We start from the raw sequence: 18,450 nt of genomic DNA on the forward strand, positions 1-18,450 counted from the left end.
AGAGAATCTACTAATGACCGCCGGCCCACGATGGTTATGGCCTGTCGGCTGGGCACTAATGCTGTTGGTAGGCGTATGGGCTATGCCGGTGTTAGAGCCTGGATTTCGTTGGTTAGAGCCTGACGCCCGTCAGGTAATTTACTCCCGCGCTGATTTCGTCTCACTGTTGGCCAGGCATGTATTTGTTGTTGGAATAGCCGCTGTCGTCACGATAAGCGTGGGCGTATTGGCTGGAATAGCGGTAACTCGGCAGTGGGGACGAGACTTCTTACCCCTTATTGGCCAGTTAGCCTCGCTTGGCCAGACATTTCCCCCTGTGGCAGTGCTTGCGCTAGCGGTTCCTGTGCTGGGTTTTGGAACGTTGCCCATTATCGTGGCGTTAATGCTCTATGGCTTATTGCCCGTTGTAAGAAATACGCTAGCCGGACTGCATGATGTCGATGCCAGTCTTAAACAAGCGGCGCTTGCCATGGGAATGACTTCATGGCAAGTGTTGACTCGCGTTGAACTTCCACTAGCCACGCCGGTGATTCTGGCCGGTATCCGCACATCGGTTACCATTAATATTGCGACAGCGGCCTTAGGCGCGACCGTCGGTGCCAGTAATTTAGGTGATCCGATCATCGCGGGTATTGTGAATGGCAATATGGCTTATGTCTTGCAGGGCGCGTTACTAATCGCGTTTCTCGCGTTGACCGTCGATAGTCTGTTTAACGCGTTGCAACAGCAGCTGCAAATTCGTCTCTCTGCACCTTAAGTTGTATCCCTAAAAGTAGCAGACTGCGTTACTGTCCTTACGTTGCGTTGATCGAGGTGACACTAACCTCGACGAGCTTGACCTATGCTAGATAAATCCACTGGCAAAAACGGTCAACACCAACAACACTGCCCTCAAAAGGGGTAATACAAGGATAATAAACATGACAACGTACGCGCATCAGCCGCTCTTTATGACCGGCGACGAATTTTCAATGGCTACCTTCAGTCTGCTCGACCCAGAGGGCGAGCTCTATGAAGGTGCCAAAGAACCAGACCTACCTCGTGATCATGCCCGGCGGCTTTATCAAGCCATGCTGGCTACCCGTATCCTAGATGAGCGCATGATGGCTGCCCAGCGACAGGGGCGGCTAAGTTTTTATATGCAAAGTACGGGAGAAGAAGCCGCCGTTGTTGGTGCAACGGCGGCGCTAGATGATACCGACATGATAATGGCGCAATACCGCGAGCAAGGTGCATTAATGTATCGCGGTTTCTCCATTGATGAGTTTATGAATCAACTGTTCGGCAACGAGCTCGATTACGGCAAAGGCCGCCAAATGCCGATTCATTATGGGTCGCGCAAGCTGCACTATATGACCATCTCTTCTCCGCTTGCCACGCAGATTCCTCAGGCGACGGGCTACGCCTATGGCCAGAAGTTAGCAGGTCATGGACACTGCACCTTAACGTTTTTCGGTGAGGGTGCCGCTTCCGAAGGTGACTTCCACGCCGCGTTGAACATGGCATCCGTTCATCAAGTGCCGGTGATTTTTTTCTGCCGAAACAATGGTTATGCCATTTCAACGCCTTCAAGCGAGCAATTTGCCGCCGACGGGATTGCCCCACGAGCGTTTGGCTATCACATGCATGTGATACGCGTAGACGGTAACGATGCTTTGGCCGTTTATGAAGCAACGCGCCAAGCCCGTCAGATTGCTGTTGAACACAATAAGCCTGTGCTTATTGAAGCAATGTCTTATCGCCTTGCGGCGCATTCCTCTTCAGACGACCCATCCGGCTATCGCGCTAAAAGTGAAGAAGAAGCATGGCGCTTAAAAGACCCCATACTGCGCATGCAGAAATGGCTGTTAAAAAAAGGCTGGTGGAGCGAGGAAGAGGAAACTAGCCAGCAGGAAACGCTGCGTCGCGAAGTGCTCGATACGATGAAGCGGGCAGAAAAGCGTTCACCCCCTCCCTTCGATTCGCTGATTACCGATGTCTATGCCGATATAACCCCCGAGTTACAGCGTCAATTTGATCAGCTGAAACGCCATATTCGCCGTTATCCAGAGGCCTACCCACGCGGTGCGCGCTCGCTAGACCTTGAGGTGAATACGACCACAGATTCCGAGGGGGACGCATAACATGCCCACAATGAACATGCTCCAGGCGATCAACAATGCGCTTGATATCGCCATGGCTGAAGATGAAAAAGTGATCTGCTTTGGTGAAGATGTCGGTGTTTTTGGTGGTGTATTCCGTGCTACCAGCCATTTACAGGAAAAATATGGTAAAGCGCGCTGCTTTAACACGCCGTTGGTAGAGCAAGGCATTATAGGTTTTGCCAATGGGCTGGCTGCCCAGGGTTCGGTGCCGGTCGCTGAAATACAGTTTGCCGACTACATCTTTCCCGCCTTTGATCAAATTGTTAATGAGACTGCAAAATTCCGCTACCGCTCTGGGGATTTATTCAATGTGGGCGGATTAACCATTCGTACGCCCTATGGTGGCGGCATTGCTGGCGGTCTCTACCATTCACAATCGCCAGAGGCTTACTTTACCCACACGCCCGGCTTAAAAGTCGTTGTGCCGCGCAACCCCTACCAAGCGAAAGGGTTGCTGCTTGCCTCCATTCGCGACCCCGATCCAGTGCTTTTCCTAGAACCTAAACGGCTTTATCGAGCTTCGGTAGGTGACGTACCTCAAGAAGATTATCAGCTCCCTATTGGTGAAGCCGAGGTCATCAAAGAGGGGACGGATATCACGTTGGTGGGATGGGGCGCGCAAATGGAAGTCATCGGCAAAGCCGTTGAACTTGCTGAAGAGCAGGGCATTGCCTGTGAAGTGATTGATCTGCGTTCACTACTGCCATGGGATGCCGATACTGTCGTTGAGTCTGTACTAAAAACAGGACGCTTGATCGTCAGTCATGAAGCGCCTTTAACAGGCGGCTTCGCAGGTGAGATCGCTGCAACGGTCCAAGAGCGCTGTTTTCTCTATTTGGAATCGCCGATTGCTCGGGTAACGGGGCTGGATACACCCTTCCCGTTAGTGCTGGAAAAAGAGTATATGCCCGATCATCTGAAAATTTTTGAAGCGATTCGCGAAAGCGTTAACTTTTAGCGCCAGGGAGAAAAATAATGAGCGATTTCATGTTGCCGGATATCGGCGAAGGCATTGTCGAGTGCGAAGTAGTGGAGTGGCGCGTTGCGGAAGGTGATCGTATTGAGGAAGATCAGCCAATCGTCGAGGTGATGACTGACAAAGCGCTTGTGGAAATTACCGCTCCCGAAGCGGGCGTCGTTACCAAGCTTTATGTTGATCAAGGCAAAATTGCCAAGGTACATGCACCGCTTTATGCCTATCAAGCAGAGAACGACACGCCAGAAACAGGCGTAGAACAAACTAACGAGTCTCAGCAACCTGTTGCTGAAGCTGCTAAGGCGCCTGTGCAGCAAGCCTCAGTTGCGGCCAGTAGCACCAGTACAGGCAGCGATAAAGTACCTGCCAGCCCAGCCGTTCGACGCCTTGTTCGTGAACATCAGCTTGAGTTAAGTGCCGTTGCTGGCAGTGGTAAAGATGGCCGAGTACTAAAAGAAGACGTGCTGACGCACCTGAATCAGCCCACTACAGCCGCTGCTCAAGCAACATCGCCAGTGTCGCAAGAAGCCCAGTCGCCGAGAGTTGAGGCGCTGCGCGGCGTGCGCGCGGTGATGGCGAAACGAATGGTTGAGTCAGCCAGCACCATCCCGCACTTTCAGTATGGCGAAGAGATCGATGTGACCGATCTGCTTGCACTGCGTGAGCGCCTAAAACCACGGGTAGAGGCGCTAGGTGAGCGGCTAACATTAATGCCCTTCTTCATGAAGGCCATGGCGCTAGCGGTTAACGAGGCACCGATCATCAATGCCCAGCTAAACGCGGAAGGCAATGAGCTGCACTACTACGAACAGTGCAATATCGGCATGGCAGTAGATAGCAAAGCGGGTTTGCTGGTGCCCAATGTGAAAAGTGTTGAGCGTCTAACGCTGCTAGGCATCGCCCGGGAAGTGGGGCGCTTAACCATTGCGGCCCGAGAGGGACGTGTCGATCAGGCGGATCTTAAAGGTGGCACCATTAGTATTTCTAACATTGGTGCGCTGGGCGGAACCTATGCGGCACCTATCATCAATGCGCCGGAAGCGGCGATAGTAGCCATCGGCAAAACCCAATGGTTGCCGCGCTTTGACGAGCAAGGTGAGATTCAGCGCCGGGCAATTATGACCATCACATGGGCAGGCGATCACCGCTTTATTGATGGCGGTACCATTGCCCGGTTCTGCAATGCCTGGAAAGGTTACCTGGAAGCGCCAGAAACCATGCTGCTGCACTTGGGCTAAGGTTGCCAGAGGTTGGTAAGAAAGGAATGTGAAATGTCTCAGGCACCGCTCCAGCAGTTTTATATACCGGAAGAGCAGTCGGTATATCTACTAAGCCATCATGATGCTCGTAAGCTTAAAGACTGGGTAGCACTGTGTCAGGCACAGCTCGCTCAGTTGGGCTACACGGGGATTGAGTTGGTTGGAAAAGGTGCCTACGGCTTTGTATTTGCGGGCAGCGCACAACACCAAGGGGTGCCTGCCCACTACGTATTCAAATTCTCACGTATTACGTTGCCCACTCATTTACAAGAACGCCTTGAAGAAGAGGCGTTCATGCTGGATCAGGTTGCCCACCCACGCATACCGAAGCTCGTGGCTTATCAACGCTCCCGTGGCCAATCAATCTTAGTAATGGAGCGTGCGCCTGGTTGGAACCTTGAGCAAGTATCATTGAAAGAAGGTCGGCTTTCCCCACGATTAGTCATCCACATTGCCAATCAGCTGGCCGATATTCTTTCGGCATTGCGCCGAGAAACGGGGCCTAATGCACGCCCCGTTGTGCATGGTGACATCAAGCCTTCAAACCTAGTGTTTGACCCCGTTACAGAGTCCATTGCATTGATTGACTGGGGCTCGTCTGTGTTTGCTCAGTTAGACGAAAAGCTACAGTTTGTTGGCGCAAACGTGATGGAGTTAATGTCCGACAATCTGCAGCAAACCAATGCTCGGTTAGGCGATGTCTACTTTATTGGCGAAGAGCAACTGAACGGAGCGCTTTCATCGCCCCGTTTCGACGAACAAGGAGCGGCAGGAACACTATATGCATTAGCATCTGCACAATCTTGCCGTTTTGGTCATCGTGCTATTCCCGCTAGTTCGCTGGGTCTACCCATGGAGTTTGCCCGAACCTTAGACGGCATGCTGGATCCTGATCCCCGCGTGCGCCATAAAGCAGGGGATCATTATTTACAAACGATGTCCCGCATGGCCAAGGTAGTGATGTTAGATTTGCCCATCCCACCACAAATGCCGCTAGTGCCTGTTTGGGGGCGTCCGGCACACCAAGAGACTGATACGGTGGTGTACAGTTCTCGGAAGGCGTTCTTGCGCGAAGCGAACGCGGAAGAAACCCTTAATGATGTTAATGATGTGCAGCTAGACCGTTACTACAAGCAATTTATGCAAGGGATGGGAGAAACGGAAAAGGCATTTTTGGCGTCGGTAAGTCGTTTGGGAAAATACCCAGTGGTTGGTGGCTTAGCTGTTCGCTGGGAACGAGAGGGCGTGTATATTGACTCGTCGCTTAACTTACATGATCCTGCGCTTAAGCCAGCGTTTATCCAAGCTGTCAATAACATGGTGCACTTGGCGCGAGCCATTCACCGCCAGGGAGTGTTTAAAAGCTGCTTATTTAATGCACGCCAAACACTGCATTTAGAGCGCGTAAATGTAGAAGAGCCTTTTTATTGTGATCCTGGCACCGCGATTGACTATGAGCTGAGTGCGGTTCCGGAAATGGAAGACCGCACACGCCAGCATAGCTACTTTGAAGACGGCCCCGATCCAGAAGAGTTGCTCGTCCTGCCAGACACCATTATGCAAATACTTCAACGGCTTAATGAGATTCATCACACCGGCATGATTATATTTGAGGCGCTACCGATGCATCTTAAAATCCATAGCTATTATCGGCTTCTGGATCCTAGTCGGGAGTCAGAGTTCCATGCTTTGCTGGCGCATATGCTGGCGTCTGTCAGCCAGATAGAAGGCTTAGGCGTGTCCGGTTTTATGAAAATGCCCTATAAAGACACCCGCTATTTTACACATCTCGAAAAGCAGCCAGAGCGCTATTATCCTAAAAATCCACGCATATAAGTACTTGTATATACTATCATTTATATAAGTTTGTGTTGCTGTGTGTATTTTGTGTCGTTGTACATCTCATTATATTTGGGGTATAAATTGGGGTACAGAACCCCATTTTGGGGTACGTAATGGGGTATTGAAAATGGCACAGCTAACAGCTACAGCTATAAAGAACGCAAAACCCGATGAGAAAGATTATCGAATCCATGATGGGAATGGATTGTATTTACTGGTGAGAAAAACGGGTAAGAAAACGTTCATGCATCGCGTGAGAAAGCCCAAAGATACCTTCACAAAAATCGGGAATTTTCCGACCGTTTCCCTCGCTGAAGCGCGAGCGTATGTAGCGAATTTTACGAAGAAGAAAGAGCAAGAAGATTCATCAATTGCACATATTGATGCTACATTTTACGAATTATCAGAACGCTTATTTGAAGAACACTATAAAACGTTATCACCCACATATATTAAGCAAGTAAGAAACATGTTAGATGACGATATATACCCGCATTTGAAAAATAAAAGAGTTGATCGAATTACATCAAAAGATGTGTTCTTAGTGATGAAGTCAATAAAAGATCGCGGTGCTATTACACCTGCTAATATAGCTAAGAATATTATGCATACTGTTTTTAAATATGCGATTAGTAATTTGCACTGTGATAATGATCCTACGTTAGCTGTTGATGCAATCAAAAGAAATAAAGTAAAACATGCTGTAGCATTGAATCATCAACAGTTACAGCGTTTATTTGATGAGTATGAAGCTTCTATTACCAAAATTACGACTAAACTTGCAAACCGATTTTTAGCAATGACTATGCTAAGAACAGTTGAAATGTGTCAAACGAAATGGACTGATATTGATTATCACAATAAAATTTTAATCATTAGTGCTGATAGAATGAAAAGATCAAATTCGCACATTGTCCCACTATCGAAAGCAGCAATGTTAGTGCTTGAAGAAATGAAAGAATATACATCTAATCGCGAGTATATTTTTAGCACAATTTATAGTAAAGATAAGAATAAACACATGAATAGACGTACTATCTATAATTCTTTAGTAGTGCCTAGGCAATGGCTTTGTGACTTGAAATTTGGCCCCCACGGCTTTAGAGCTACAGCAAGTACAATGTTAAATCAGCGGGGTTATCGCTCTGATGTGATTGAAAAGCAATTAGCGCATCAGTCGACAAATAAAGTAAGAGCAACGTACAACCATGCCGATTACTTAGAAGAGCGTAGAGAAATGATGCAATACTGGGGTAACTACATCGATCATATTATTGTTAATGCAATACAGAAAAATTACTTTCCACCGATTCGAAGGTGTTTTGTAAGTAGCTAAAACAGAAAATGCCCCATAATTGGGGTATTTTCATTTGTAGGTATCCACTATTATAACCATTCACTAAATTTGCACTGATACTAACTTACGCAGATTTACGACTATTTATGTACTCTAAAACATCATCTTTATTGAAGCGCTTACCGAACTTGAATTCGTAAATTTCGGGAAAATCGGGATCAAGTTGTATCAGTCGATAAACTGTTGTTCTATGCACTGATAGTAAGTTTGCTGTGGCTGACACTGTTATCAGTTCAATATCTGTATTCATAATGATACTTGTCTCCTGTTCTAAAGTGTAGATCATTTCTAAGCCGCCAATAAGGCGGGTAACATCAATAGCAAAACTCACTATCGCTATCGATGTACGATACTTTAACTTCATAAAAAAAGAAGTCAATAGCTCTGAATTTAGAATAAATAGCGTGCGCAATAAGTTCTTTAAATAGCCCTATAAAAAGAGGCTTACAACAATGAATAAAAATAAATTAAAAACTCAAAAAACTGCTGGAATAGATCAGTCACTAACAAAAACAGGAGTTGTTATATTCGATAATGATTCTCAAACGATGATTCATCACGAGATTATAGAGACAAATTTAGACAGAACAGATGTGCTAGACAGCTTCAAATGTGTTGCGGAGATCGCTAGCAGAATTGAATTTCTGTGTAACCTTTACAGCGTCGAGACTGTGCGTATAGAGGGGCTTAGTTATGGCAGTGTGGGACAAGCCACGCGCACGCTAGCAGGCCTTCATTATGTCATCGTTGATCGTCTGATGCGTGCGTCTATAGATGTCACTGCGATAGTTCCTACAGCACTTAAGAAAGCCGCTACCGGCAGCGGAAGGGCAGACAAACAGCAGATGCTTGAGGCATGTCCCGATGATGTGTGTGAACAATTGCCAAAATACGGGAAAATCAAGGGGCGATACGATCTTGCAGACGCGTATCATCTTGCGTCATTGTCATTTTAATATCAAAATGGCAGAGCGATAGTGGCTCCACATAAGTTTTCGAGCATCATGGGCATTATAATTCAATGGATTAAATCTCATTAGTGCTCGTTTATTTTTGCACAACCACTTAATTAATAAAAGAAAGGGAACGGGGTTATGTACGAAAAAGCAGCATTTGTGTTTTGGATAATGATAGGGCCTAGGCTTAAATAGGCTAAATGTCTTATTTTTATTGGAAAAAATAATAACCTTAAGGGGGTCGCATGTTTTGGTTTATTCTTATATTGATTGTTTTATTTGTTGGCTGGATTTATGAGACAACTCATAAAAGTGAAGCTGAGAAAAGAAATGAACAGCCTGGTTTAGGGAAAAATCCGGTATCCTCACTGCCTTCTCCAGAAGAAAGTCTGAAGATTAATGAATCTCGTAGAAAGTTATTGGAAGAGATTGATAAAATAGAAGAAGAAGCTAAAATAGAAGAAGAAGCTAAAAGTGATGAGGCTTCTACTGCTATAATCCATGAAAGTAAAAAAGTAGTGCCAGAATCAGAAAAAGTGGATTTAGTCGATGAGTCTATTAATAATTTGGCACTTGAATTAAAGAAAAAAGTTGAGTCTAGAGCTGTTCCATATTTGGTTCATTTTACCCAGGCGTATAATATACCGAATATAATTTCTCAAGGGTTGTTAACTAGAAGTATGCTTGAGGAATCTGGCTCTGCCTTCGTCTACAATGATGCCCTTCGGTTAGATGGTATTAAAAAATCTATCTCATTATCAGTTGGATTCCCAAATTATAAGATGTTTTATAAATATCGATGTAATAACCCTGGCGTAACTTGGGTAATTTTAGTTATAGATAAGTCTATACTGTGGGAAAAAAACTGTTTGTTCTGTAAGCATAATGCGGCAGACAAACGTATGATTAGTCAAAATAAGATAACCTTAGCCACTTCTGCTGCTTTTGAAAGCATGTATGGTGATTTGGATGGTGTAAATCGTGATGTAGATTCAATGTTTACTTACGATCCCACTGATCCCCAAGCAGAAATTTTATGCTTAGATAATATCCCTTATGATAAAATCAACGCTTATATTTTTGATAGTTACGGTGCGAAGAAGGAATTTGATCACTATTATCCTGGCAAGAATTCTTATGTCGATAGTGGTTTCTTCTCTTCTAGAGAATATTCAAGGAAAAGAAGGATAGCATGATATGGCAACACGGCCTCTTTTTGTACCTATTAAAAGTGGTGATTCACCAGGTGTGGAAGTCATAGAGATTGATTTCCAATGGTTTCCTGGTATGTCTAAATCACAGAAGCAAAAGTCAGTAGTGTCGTTTCACAAAGCTAGTGAAGAATACGGTTTCTCACCGGTGTTAGAAGTGTCAAGTAAATCATTAGACGAGATAGGGGTGGCATTAAGTGCATTCAATTTGATGATCGAAACAAATAACAAGAGGCGTCTTTTTTCCGTAGAATCCGCATTTCAGTCCAGCAAGGTCTTTGAAAAAGGTGGGCCGTATAGAGATTTGCTAGAAAAAAATTCGAGAGAAGCAAAAAAAGATGTGAGGTTAAAAGAGTCTGGAGAAGTGATTGGTTTTAATTTTTTTGGAAAAATTTTTCCTATTGAGCCGAAGACATTTTTTTATGATTGGCTGTATATAAATGCCCTGCAGCAAAACAAGAATTTATCCGAAAATGCTATAGGTTTTTCAGCATTTACTGATATTGAGTTTAATCCAAACAAGTCAATTAATTGCCAAGCTTATTCGTTGGCATTCTATGTTTCCATGGTTCATTTTGGTTTGTTGGAAAAAGCGCTATCTTCATCTGAAAGTTTCTATAGCTTTGCCTCTGCTAATCTTTATAGAGCTAAAAAATCGCCATTACAGGATAACCTTTTATGAAGCTTAGTGTAATTCTAGGTTTGCTGTTTTTGGTTGTTTCTTCGGCATCCTTTTCGCACAGCAGTTGGCAGGCTAGCCATAGCTGCTTTAAGCCTGTCAAGCCTTATGAATTTCAGTCTCAATGGGAGGCAAACATGTTCAATAACGAAGTAGATGTGTATCGAAACTGTATAGAGCAGTTTGTTAGTGAGCAGGAGAATGCGATACAAACTCATTCAGGGGCTCTCGACGAAGCAATCGATGAATGGAATGATTTTGTGAATTTTGAGCTAAATATTAGTTTACTAAATTGAGTGAGTGTTTAAATAATTGTGCAAAAATAAGAGCACTGATGAGCTTTTGCCCATTGAATTATTATGCCTCATCATGCACGAAAACTTATGTGGATATACTTGGTTTTAATTTAAAATAAGGGTTAAATGAATGTCAATAATTAGCAACTACATCGAAAAAAAACAGCAACTAAAAAAGTTGCAAGCAGAATTGCAAGCATTACAAAATAATAAAGAGCTACAGCAAGAATTAGAATTCAAGGATCAGCTAGCACGGTTGATGACGGAATACGGGAAAATATCGCGTGAAGTGTGTGAAATACTTGATCCCAACTATAGCGCAGCTGCAAGCGGCAAGAAAGCTGTAAGTCTCACAGATGGACGTAAGAAACGTACACTTAAAGTTTATAAAAACCCGCACACGGGAGAAACTGTAGAGACACGTGGTGGTAACCAAAAGAAAATCCAAGAATGGAAAGCAGAACATGGCAATGAAGAAGTTGTAAGCTGGGTTATTGAAGAGAGAGAATAATTATTAAAAGAGAATTCTCCTTAATTGAGCATTTTTTATAGGGAATTACTTACAAATATTGAGGTCGATCACTTACATTCACACAGTTTTGAACAAGGTAAGGTTTAGGTGTGATGCCAAGGATCGCCGCTTAAAGCATGTCGAATGCATCACATTCTGGATGGATTTTGGACGTGAAGGTGTTCAGGATTGCCAGGGACGGCATCTCTACGTTTTAGCTAGTGCCAATTCATCCCATCGCGATGTATATCGTGGCGTACGGTGTTCACAACGTAGCTCCCATGCGTTTTCTTTTCTTGGTATCCCAAGCCTTACGGTGTTTTTACCGTGCTCACGGTTTAATTTATCAAGAATTGCCATCAAGCGTTCGTTACGTGCGCGCTTTTCATCACTGAGCGGTTCGGCTAGTAACCTTAGCTGTTCGTGATCATGATCACATAAATCCATTAACATCACACCGCACTTTCGATACCAAATATTTTCTTTGAAGATGCGCTCCATCCCAGCCCTAGCTGCCCTTGCTAGCTCACGACTGTCATCAGTGGGATGCTGCAGTGGTACTATCAGGCTCTTGTTATAACTGGGCAGATCACTGCGGAAACGATTGGTACGCACAAATACCATTATCGCTCGGGCCAAGCCTTGCTGTTTGCGTAGTTTCTCACCCGCACGAGAAACGTGAGCACGGATCGCTTCATAGAGGTCTGTTTTATTATTGGTAAGGCGTCCAAAGCTTCTGCTGACCATGATCTGTTGTTTGGGCTGGGTCATGTCGTCTAAATGGATACAGTCGACGCCACGCAGCTCGTAGATGATACGTTCCATCACGACTGAGAAATGCTGACGTAAGCGCTTTGGCTCAGCTTCTCTTAACTGCCAAGCAGTCTCAATCCCTAGCGTTTGCAATCGGGCGGCAATACGACCCGCAACACCCCAGATTTCCGTTACGGGTAGTCGCTTTAGAAATACTCGGGTATCGTCGCTATTGGGGTGCATGATAGCCACTCCCGCAAAACTCTCTTCTTTCTTGGCTCTATGATTAGCGATTTTCGCAAGTGTTTTACTAGTGCTCAGGCCGACACTGACAGGTATCCCGGTATCGCGTCGAACCTGTTTCCGCATTACCTGACACCGTTCTTCGAGTGATTCAGGTTCAAAACCTTCGAAGCTTAAAAACGACTCATCAATACTATACACATCAACATGCGGCGTATGCTGGCTGAGTACGTCTGTCACTCTGCGGCTCATGTCTCCATATAAAGCATAATTAGAGCTCAGTAGCGTACATTGCCGACGTATGTGAGGGTCGATCTGATGCGCGGGCATCCCCATTGCTACGCCTAAGAGCTCTATTTCAGCTGACCTCGCTACCACACAGCCATCGTTATTAGACAGAACGCCTACGGGCTTACCTTCCAGGCGGGGATTGAATACGCGCTCACAGCTGACGTAAAAATTATTGCAATCGACGAGCGCTATCACACTGAAAACCCAGGAGCGAGAACATGAATATTATGTGTGACCACACCCCATGCGTGGCAGTCATGGCCAGAGAGGGGGATAGGTTTAAAATTTGGGTTAGTCGTTGTTAAATAGTAACGGTCACCGATCTTGCTTAGACGCTTGCACGTGAGATCGCCATCCACGCACATGATAACGACGTGACCACGACGAGCAGTAAGTGAGCGATCAACTATCAGTAAGTCCCCGTCGTGAATGCCGTCATCTATCATAGACGTGCCTTTGGCTCGTAAGTAGAAAGTGGCTGATGGGTGTTGAATAAGGTGCGCTACAAGATCGAGATCGGCTTCAATGTAGTCATCAGCAGGGCTAGGAAAGCCAGCACGAACAAAACCGCCAACTAGAGGAATGCCAACAGGTGGTGCAATCGTATCGACGCGGCCCAAAACAGTTAAGTGCATACTCATGACATAGACTCTTCAGGGTTCCAGCTGATTCCAACATGCTCAGCCTCGTCGTCAATCGGGGTGAGCGTGACGTTTTCAACAGTGCCCAATTCTGAGATCACTCGTGCCCAGTCTTCCTGTTCATCGTCGGCATGACGTTTTATCTCTACCCAGTGTTTCGATTGAGCGCCAGGGCTATTGATTGCCCGCTGCACTCGCTTGACTAATTGCTCGTATGATTTTGACATAAGCGCCTCCTTTGGTACTGGTAATATATGGCTATGTTGGCATCTTCTGTTGATGTGCTTTAAATATACTGTATAAAATACTGTATATGCAGCCTTCCTCTGGAGCATGCCATGAAGCAAGCAGACTTCAAAATCCTTGAGCAGTCACTATTCAGCCTTCCAGTTGATCGCAAGAAATACATTGCGGAACGACTCCTTGGGCAAATCAGCTCCCAGGCGAATACGCTGATTGATACCTTAAACCATCACCTTCCATGCCCACATTGTAGCGGCGAGCACGCTGTTAAGTGGGGGCGCAGCGGTGGCCTGCAGCGGTATCGATGCCGGAATCCCGAGTGTCACAAGACATTCAACGCCCTCACAGGCAAGCCCTTGGCCAAGCTGCAACACCGGGATAAATGGTTCGACTACCTGCGCTGCATGCAAGACAGCCTGACGTTGCGCGCCTCAGCGGCCCGAGTGGGTATTGATCTGAAGACGGCTTTCCGATGGCGGCATCGTTTCCTGAAAACGAGTGCTCAAGACAATGCCAACCCACTATCTGGCATCATTGAGGTAGATGAAACCTTCTTCCTGGAATCCTGCAAAGGAAAACGTAAGATCGCTCATCGCCAACCTCGAAAGCGCGGAGGGCAAGGCAATATTAAAAAGAAAGAACAAAAGATTCAGGTGCTTATCGCGCGAGACCGTAACGGAAAGATTAGTGATTTGGTTGATCCAGCACTTCAGAAATCGACGGTTCATGAGTTTCTGGCACCGATCATCGATCGCGACTCGATTTTATGCTCGGACGGTCACAGCTGGTATAAAACCTTCTCTGCTGAGCATGGGATTGCCCATCATCGACTGATCACACTCGATAATCAGCGAGTGATCGGCAAGGAATACCACATTCAAAATGTGAACAGCTATATGAGTCGTTTGAAAGGGTGGATGAAGCGCTTTCATGGGGTGGGGACAGCGTACTTGCCTAATTACTTGGCATGGCGACGGTTGTTTGAAACCGCAAAGCCAGCCGAGGAGGCGTGGCTTCGTGCGGCGATGGGGACTGACCAACAGCAGATGCCAACATAGCCTAATATATACAGTATAAGTGCAGACGATAAGCGATTAGAAGGGGAGGCTGCAAGTGTTGATATTTAGTGACGGACTGGGAAGTGCAATTTATCGACTATCATTCAATCATGTGTGGAAGATTTGCTCTATTCACCCCCTTAGGACAGTTGGCCAAAATGGTCGCAGTGACTGTACCTGAGCGTATAGCGCAACCGCGTTACAACATCGCTCCCGGCACATGGATCACTGTCGTTAAGCAGCTGTCAGAAAACGAGCCGCCGTTTATCGATGATATGTGGTGGGGGTATCTTCCAGCGTGGGTAAATGGAACGGGCAATCAGCCTATTAACGCGAGGGTTGAGACAGTAGCGTCTAACGGCTATTTTAAATCAGCTTTCTCTAAGCATAGGTGCTTGATCCCCGCCAACGGGTGGTATGAATGGATCAAGAATTCAAATCCTAAACAACCGCATTTCCTGGCCCGTGTTGATAAGCAGCCCCTGTTCTTTGCAGGTATATTTTCTGATCGAGACGACGGAAGCTTAGGCTGTGCAATCATCACAGAAGCTGCACGGGGTAGTGCTGTAGAAGTTCATGATCGTATGCCGTTGATACTTGATAGTGGCTATCTCGAACCTTGGCTAGCACCTGACCTGACGGATCGAGAAGCGATTCATAATATGATGAAGCCTATCGATGCCGCGTTAATAAAGCACTGGCCTGTCAGCACATCTGTTAATAAGCCCTCCGAAGGACAAGGAGAAGGGTTGATCAATCCAGCCCAACATTTTTCATTTGACACTAAGGTTGAAGCGCTAACAGGTCAGATGCTTTATTTCTGTATTACACGTTCTTCTAAGTTAAGAATCAACGACAGATCGACTCGCACGGCACGCCATCTGCATCACCGTCTAATCTTCCGTTCCCACACTGTTGCAAGTGAAAGCGGGCTTCTTCGCAGGAAGCCATCTGTCCGCATGTTTTACGCATGTCGCAACTGTATACCGATGAAGTTTTAGATTGAAAGATGGGTTCCGCCACGTGATCAACGATTTCTACTTCAGCACTAATGGACTCCACGTATGAGTTACTTGTCCCTTGTACTGCTGCGATGCGCCGATTGCGTTCACGCTCCCAGTCATCCACTGCGTCTATGCGATCCCATGCTTCAAATAGCTGCTGCTGTTGACGACTAATTGAAATATCGTAAGTATCACGCATGTACCAATAAATACGAGCAATATCACCAATACGATGAGGGGGAGGTTGAAAGCTACGCTCTTGGAATGACACAGCTACCTGACATGCGCCGTACTCATGCACTGGGTTATTGACCATAGCAAATCGCATGTTAGAGCGGTCTCCATTCACCTCGCCTATGGCTGGCACTAGATTGTGGAGGTCAGCTTCTGCACGCCTGAAGACTTCATCAGTTCGTCGACAATTATCACGCCCGCCTTCTTGCCAACATTGACGCTGACGTCCGATATCATAAGCGGGCATGACGTGCTCCCACTCGATGCGGTTTGCCCGATTAGGCTGTTTGCGTATCTCGTACCCACAACTATTGAGAGTAGGGCCTGTATCAAAATCAAACGTACAGCCGCAGTAGAATGACTCTGTTTGGTCATAGTAAACTTGCTGCTCAGCGACTCGCTTTGCTGAGCTAAAAGAGGATGGGGGAGCAGCGTTTGCAACAAAGCTTATGACTAATAGTATGCCAGCCCAAGCCATGAAAAATGTCTTATACATTGTTATAAAAACCTTATTAACTGTATGATAAACATAGGGGGAGATAGGTTTATTAAACGAGTGACAGTCTATAAAGTAGTTACTAGAATTAAAGTGCGAAAATTCTTTGCAACGTGCGAAACGGAACAAAACTACGAGTCATATTCCATATGCCAGTGATGTTCCCAACTAATGATAGTATTAGATTAACTAAGATGATATGAAACTTAAATATCGTGTCGACAGATATATGCTTTTGATGAGCGATCTCTTAGCAGTTAATGTTATTTCGTTCATAATTGATTGCAATATGATTAAATATTTAAAGCAGGGAAAGGATGCGTGTAATGTTGCCTTTGGTTGCGATGATGAACTTACAATCTAATATTAATTAACTAATATTAATTTTTTAAAATTAGCATTAATTACGTAAGTAAGCAAGCTCAACAATTAATTTTTCACAGCTTGTAGCTAAGATTCTGATTTTGTTGACAATTAAGAATTTACCTCTAGATAGTAAAAAACACCCTCATCCTCCATGCAAGCCTAGTTAGTGCCAATTATGTTCAACAATGGTAGCAATTCAGCGACGACAGGCTGCTAACGGTTATCATAGAGCAGGCAAGCATGCACACTAATTAAGAGCGAATAATATCAGATACAAATTTTCCCTTAGAATTTCATTTTGACTAAGTGGGAGTACTAATTGCTAACACCTTATTCCATCAATAGGATCGGTTGTGTTAATATTACTTAATTAATCAATGGCTTGTCGATAAGCTACTGAAATTACGTTAGGTTTATGTCACAACGTGGCGGATATGGAGAGACAGGCTGTGGCAAACTTTCTAAAAAGCATGGGCAACCTGGCATCACGAAAAAGCAACAGCTTCGAAAATAGCTTGTATCGTTTTCCCTCACTCAAAATCGATAAAATAGCTAGCGATTTACGCCTAAAACAACGAGGGGAAGAGGATGGGAGATTAAACTTCCCAACTGAAGACAGCTTATCTTTGACTGCAGTTGAAAGAGATGCTGTAGAAAATATAAGAAATTTAAGATCAGCAGCTTTAAATAATTTTGAAGCTGAGCTTGAAAGTTACAATACTAGGATTGGCTCTGTTAAAGATGAAAAAGAAAAGATTGAACTTCTAGTAGGTAAAGCAGAACACGAAATCGTTAGCATTTCGAATAACTGGGAAAACAGGCTTGAAAATCAAAGAGTCCGGGTGCGTGAGCACCAGGATAAACTTAAAAAATTTCAGAAAAAAAATAATATTGAAGGCCCTCCAAGAGAGTCAAAAAATATTGTGCTAACTATTGGTTTAATAGCTATCCTTGGTTTAATAGAAACTGTAATGAACGGCTATTTTTTTGCTGAAGCAAATCCAATGGGATATCTTGGTGGCATTATATTAGCAGCAATCATAGCATTTATAAACATTTCTTTCTCAAGTATATTTGGACACTTTTCTAGGCAAATAAACATTAAAAGTATGGTGCCAAAGCTATGGGGTGTTGTTTTAATAATATGTTTTATTATATTTGCTTCAATTCTCAACCTTTCTATTGCTCATTTTAGAGATGCCTTGGAAGTACAGCCATGGGAAGATGCTCTTGTTTCTTCATTAATATCTCTCAAGAATGCTCCATTTGAATTACGGTCAATCAATTCTTGGTTGGTGATCGGTTTTGGTGCGGCTGTAAGTTTCACATCATTTTGGAAAACATTTAGTTTTTCTGACCCCTACCCTGGTTACAGCCGATTGTGGCATGAAAATGAAGAATGCATAGATAATTATACGGATGAGTTTAACGAAGCACATGATGAGCTAGACGCGCATTTTGAAAAGTCATCTAAAAATTTAAGAGATGAAATATTTCGTCGTAGAGATAACATAAAGTCAGCAGAAGATGCTTTGACTGCACGTATTTCTCTTGTAAGAAATCTTAACATTTTCTTAGAAAGCTGTAGCGAAGGTGTTAATAAACTTCTGAGAATTTACAGAGATGCTAACATTAAAGCTAGATCACAACGGGCACCAAAACATTTTGAAGAATTATTCTACTTTGAAGATTATAAAATTGAAGAGCTTAAAAATATGCAAATACGTATCCCAGAAGTAGCTGAAAGAGAATTGATCAAAGCCGAAGAAGCTGTACAAAAAGGAGTGGCTAAACTACTTAAGTCTAGAAAAGAGGCTTTATCTGCATTTCCTACTATTAGACAAATTAAATACGAAGAAGCTTAAATTTCTAGCAACAGCAATGGCAAAG

18 protein-coding genes and 1 pseudogene are annotated in these 18,450 nt (G+C 44.6%); 14 read left to right on the forward strand and 5 right to left on the reverse strand.

What is annotated here, in order from left to right; all coding sequences use genetic code 11:
• Positions 1-13 precede the first annotated feature (13 nt).
• The 6 genes from ELY33_RS00845 to ELY33_RS00870 all read left to right on the forward strand — a co-directional run bounded on the left by ELY33_RS00845 (position 14) and on the right by ELY33_RS00870 (position 7,557).
• Positions 14-757, forward strand: coding sequence for an ABC transporter permease (locus ELY33_RS00845; protein WP_126942769.1), 744 nt, complete (start codon positions 14-16; stop codon positions 755-757).
• A gap of 163 nt (positions 758-920) precedes the next feature.
• Complete coding sequence (locus ELY33_RS00850; protein ID WP_126942520.1) at positions 921-2,123, forward strand: thiamine pyrophosphate-dependent dehydrogenase E1 component subunit alpha; 1,203 nt, start codon at positions 921-923, stop codon at positions 2,121-2,123.
• A gap of 1 nt (position 2,124) precedes the next feature.
• Positions 2,125-3,102 (forward strand): alpha-ketoacid dehydrogenase subunit beta, encoded by a 978-nt coding sequence (locus tag ELY33_RS00855; RefSeq protein ID WP_126942523.1) that lies wholly within the window; start codon positions 2,125-2,127, stop codon positions 3,100-3,102.
• Between the two features lie 17 nt (positions 3,103-3,119).
• On the forward strand, positions 3,120-4,358 hold the full coding sequence (locus ELY33_RS00860) for a 2-oxo acid dehydrogenase subunit E2 (RefSeq protein WP_126942526.1): 1,239 nt from the start codon (positions 3,120-3,122) through the stop codon (positions 4,356-4,358).
• Positions 4,359-4,391: 33 nt separating this feature from the next.
• Positions 4,392-6,215: a serine/threonine protein kinase gene (locus ELY33_RS00865; protein WP_126942529.1), complete on the forward strand. Its 1,824-nt coding sequence runs from the start codon at positions 4,392-4,394 to the stop codon at positions 6,213-6,215.
• Between the two features lie 133 nt (positions 6,216-6,348).
• Positions 6,349-7,557: a tyrosine-type recombinase/integrase gene (locus ELY33_RS00870; RefSeq protein ID WP_126942532.1), complete on the forward strand. Its 1,209-nt coding sequence runs from the start codon at positions 6,349-6,351 to the stop codon at positions 7,555-7,557.
• Positions 7,558-7,642: 85 nt separating this feature from the next.
• Here ELY33_RS00870 and ELY33_RS00875 read toward each other — a convergent pair whose 3' ends face one another.
• A complete protein-coding gene (locus tag ELY33_RS00875; RefSeq protein ID WP_167470017.1) occupies positions 7,643-7,909 on the reverse strand; it encodes a helix-turn-helix transcriptional regulator in 267 nt (88 codons plus the stop codon).
• A gap of 121 nt (positions 7,910-8,030) precedes the next feature.
• On the opposite strand from ELY33_RS00875, the gene ELY33_RS00880 reads away from it, so the two are divergent.
• The 5 genes from ELY33_RS00880 (at position 8,031) to ELY33_RS00900 (ending at position 11,231) form a co-directional block, all read left to right on the forward strand.
• Positions 8,031-8,534 carry a crossover junction endodeoxyribonuclease RuvC gene (locus ELY33_RS00880; RefSeq protein ID WP_126942538.1) on the forward strand — a complete coding sequence of 168 codons (504 nt, stop codon included), beginning with the start codon at positions 8,031-8,033 and terminating at the stop codon, positions 8,532-8,534.
• Between the two features lie 245 nt (positions 8,535-8,779).
• The gene (locus ELY33_RS00885; protein ID WP_126942541.1) at positions 8,780-9,730 is read left to right on the forward strand and encodes a DarT ssDNA thymidine ADP-ribosyltransferase family protein; all 951 of its coding nucleotides are present in this window, start codon (positions 8,780-8,782) and stop codon (positions 9,728-9,730) included.
• Position 9,731: 1 nt separating this feature from the next.
• Positions 9,732-10,427: a DarT1-associated NADAR antitoxin family protein gene (locus tag ELY33_RS00890; RefSeq protein WP_126942544.1), complete on the forward strand. Its 696-nt coding sequence runs from the start codon at positions 9,732-9,734 to the stop codon at positions 10,425-10,427.
• Complete coding sequence (locus tag ELY33_RS00895) at positions 10,424-10,720, forward strand: hypothetical protein (RefSeq protein ID WP_126942547.1); 297 nt, start codon at positions 10,424-10,426, stop codon at positions 10,718-10,720. Before ELY33_RS00890 ends, ELY33_RS00895 begins: the two co-directional genes overlap by 4 nt.
• A 130-nt stretch (positions 10,721-10,850) precedes the next feature.
• Positions 10,851-11,231 carry a histone-like nucleoid-structuring protein, MvaT/MvaU family gene (locus ELY33_RS00900; RefSeq protein WP_126942551.1) on the forward strand — a complete coding sequence of 127 codons (381 nt, stop codon included), beginning with the start codon at positions 10,851-10,853 and terminating at the stop codon, positions 11,229-11,231.
• A 207-nt stretch (positions 11,232-11,438) separates the two neighbouring features.
• Here the strand turns inward: ELY33_RS00900 and ELY33_RS00905 are convergent, their stop codons facing one another.
• Genes ELY33_RS00905 through ELY33_RS00915 form a run of 3 tightly spaced genes read right to left on the reverse strand, consistent with a single transcriptional unit; the run spans position 11,439 to position 13,386 of the window.
• The gene (locus ELY33_RS00905; protein ID WP_126942554.1) at positions 11,439-12,713 is read right to left on the reverse strand and encodes a Y-family DNA polymerase; all 1,275 of its coding nucleotides are present in this window, start codon (positions 12,711-12,713) and stop codon (positions 11,439-11,441) included.
• Positions 12,710-13,159: a LexA family protein gene (locus ELY33_RS00910; RefSeq protein ID WP_244208534.1), complete on the reverse strand. Its 450-nt coding sequence runs from the start codon at positions 13,157-13,159 to the stop codon at positions 12,710-12,712. The genes ELY33_RS00905 and ELY33_RS00910 overlap by 4 nt, the downstream gene beginning before the upstream one ends.
• Positions 13,156-13,386, reverse strand: coding sequence for a DUF1654 domain-containing protein (locus ELY33_RS00915; protein WP_167470018.1), 231 nt, complete (start codon positions 13,384-13,386; stop codon positions 13,156-13,158). Before ELY33_RS00915 ends, ELY33_RS00910 begins: the two co-directional genes overlap by 4 nt.
• A 111-nt stretch (positions 13,387-13,497) precedes the next feature.
• Here ELY33_RS00915 and ELY33_RS00920 point away from each other — a divergent pair, with 111 nt between their 5' ends.
• Positions 13,498-14,460, forward strand: a complete 963-nt coding sequence (locus ELY33_RS00920; protein ID WP_126942560.1) for an IS1595 family transposase — start codon at positions 13,498-13,500, stop codon at positions 14,458-14,460.
• A gap of 110 nt (positions 14,461-14,570) precedes the next feature.
• Positions 14,571-15,176: pseudogene (locus ELY33_RS00925) on the forward strand (SOS response-associated peptidase); the annotation flags it as partial.
• Positions 15,177-15,309: 133 nt separating this feature from the next.
• Here the strand turns inward: ELY33_RS00925 and ELY33_RS00930 are convergent.
• Entirely contained in the window at positions 15,310-16,194 is an 885-nt protein-coding gene (locus ELY33_RS00930) for an endonuclease (RefSeq protein WP_126942775.1), read from the reverse strand.
• 815 nt (positions 16,195-17,009) lie between these two features.
• Here ELY33_RS00930 and ELY33_RS00935 point away from each other — a divergent pair.
• Entirely contained in the window at positions 17,010-18,425 is a 1,416-nt protein-coding gene (locus ELY33_RS00935; protein ID WP_126942563.1) for a hypothetical protein, read from the forward strand.
• The last annotated feature ends 25 nt before the right edge of the window (positions 18,426-18,450 follow it).

The organism is Vreelandella andesensis (genome assembly GCF_003989795.1).
In the GTDB taxonomy this organism is placed as follows: Bacteria; Pseudomonadota; Gammaproteobacteria; order Pseudomonadales; family Halomonadaceae; genus Vreelandella; species Vreelandella andesensis.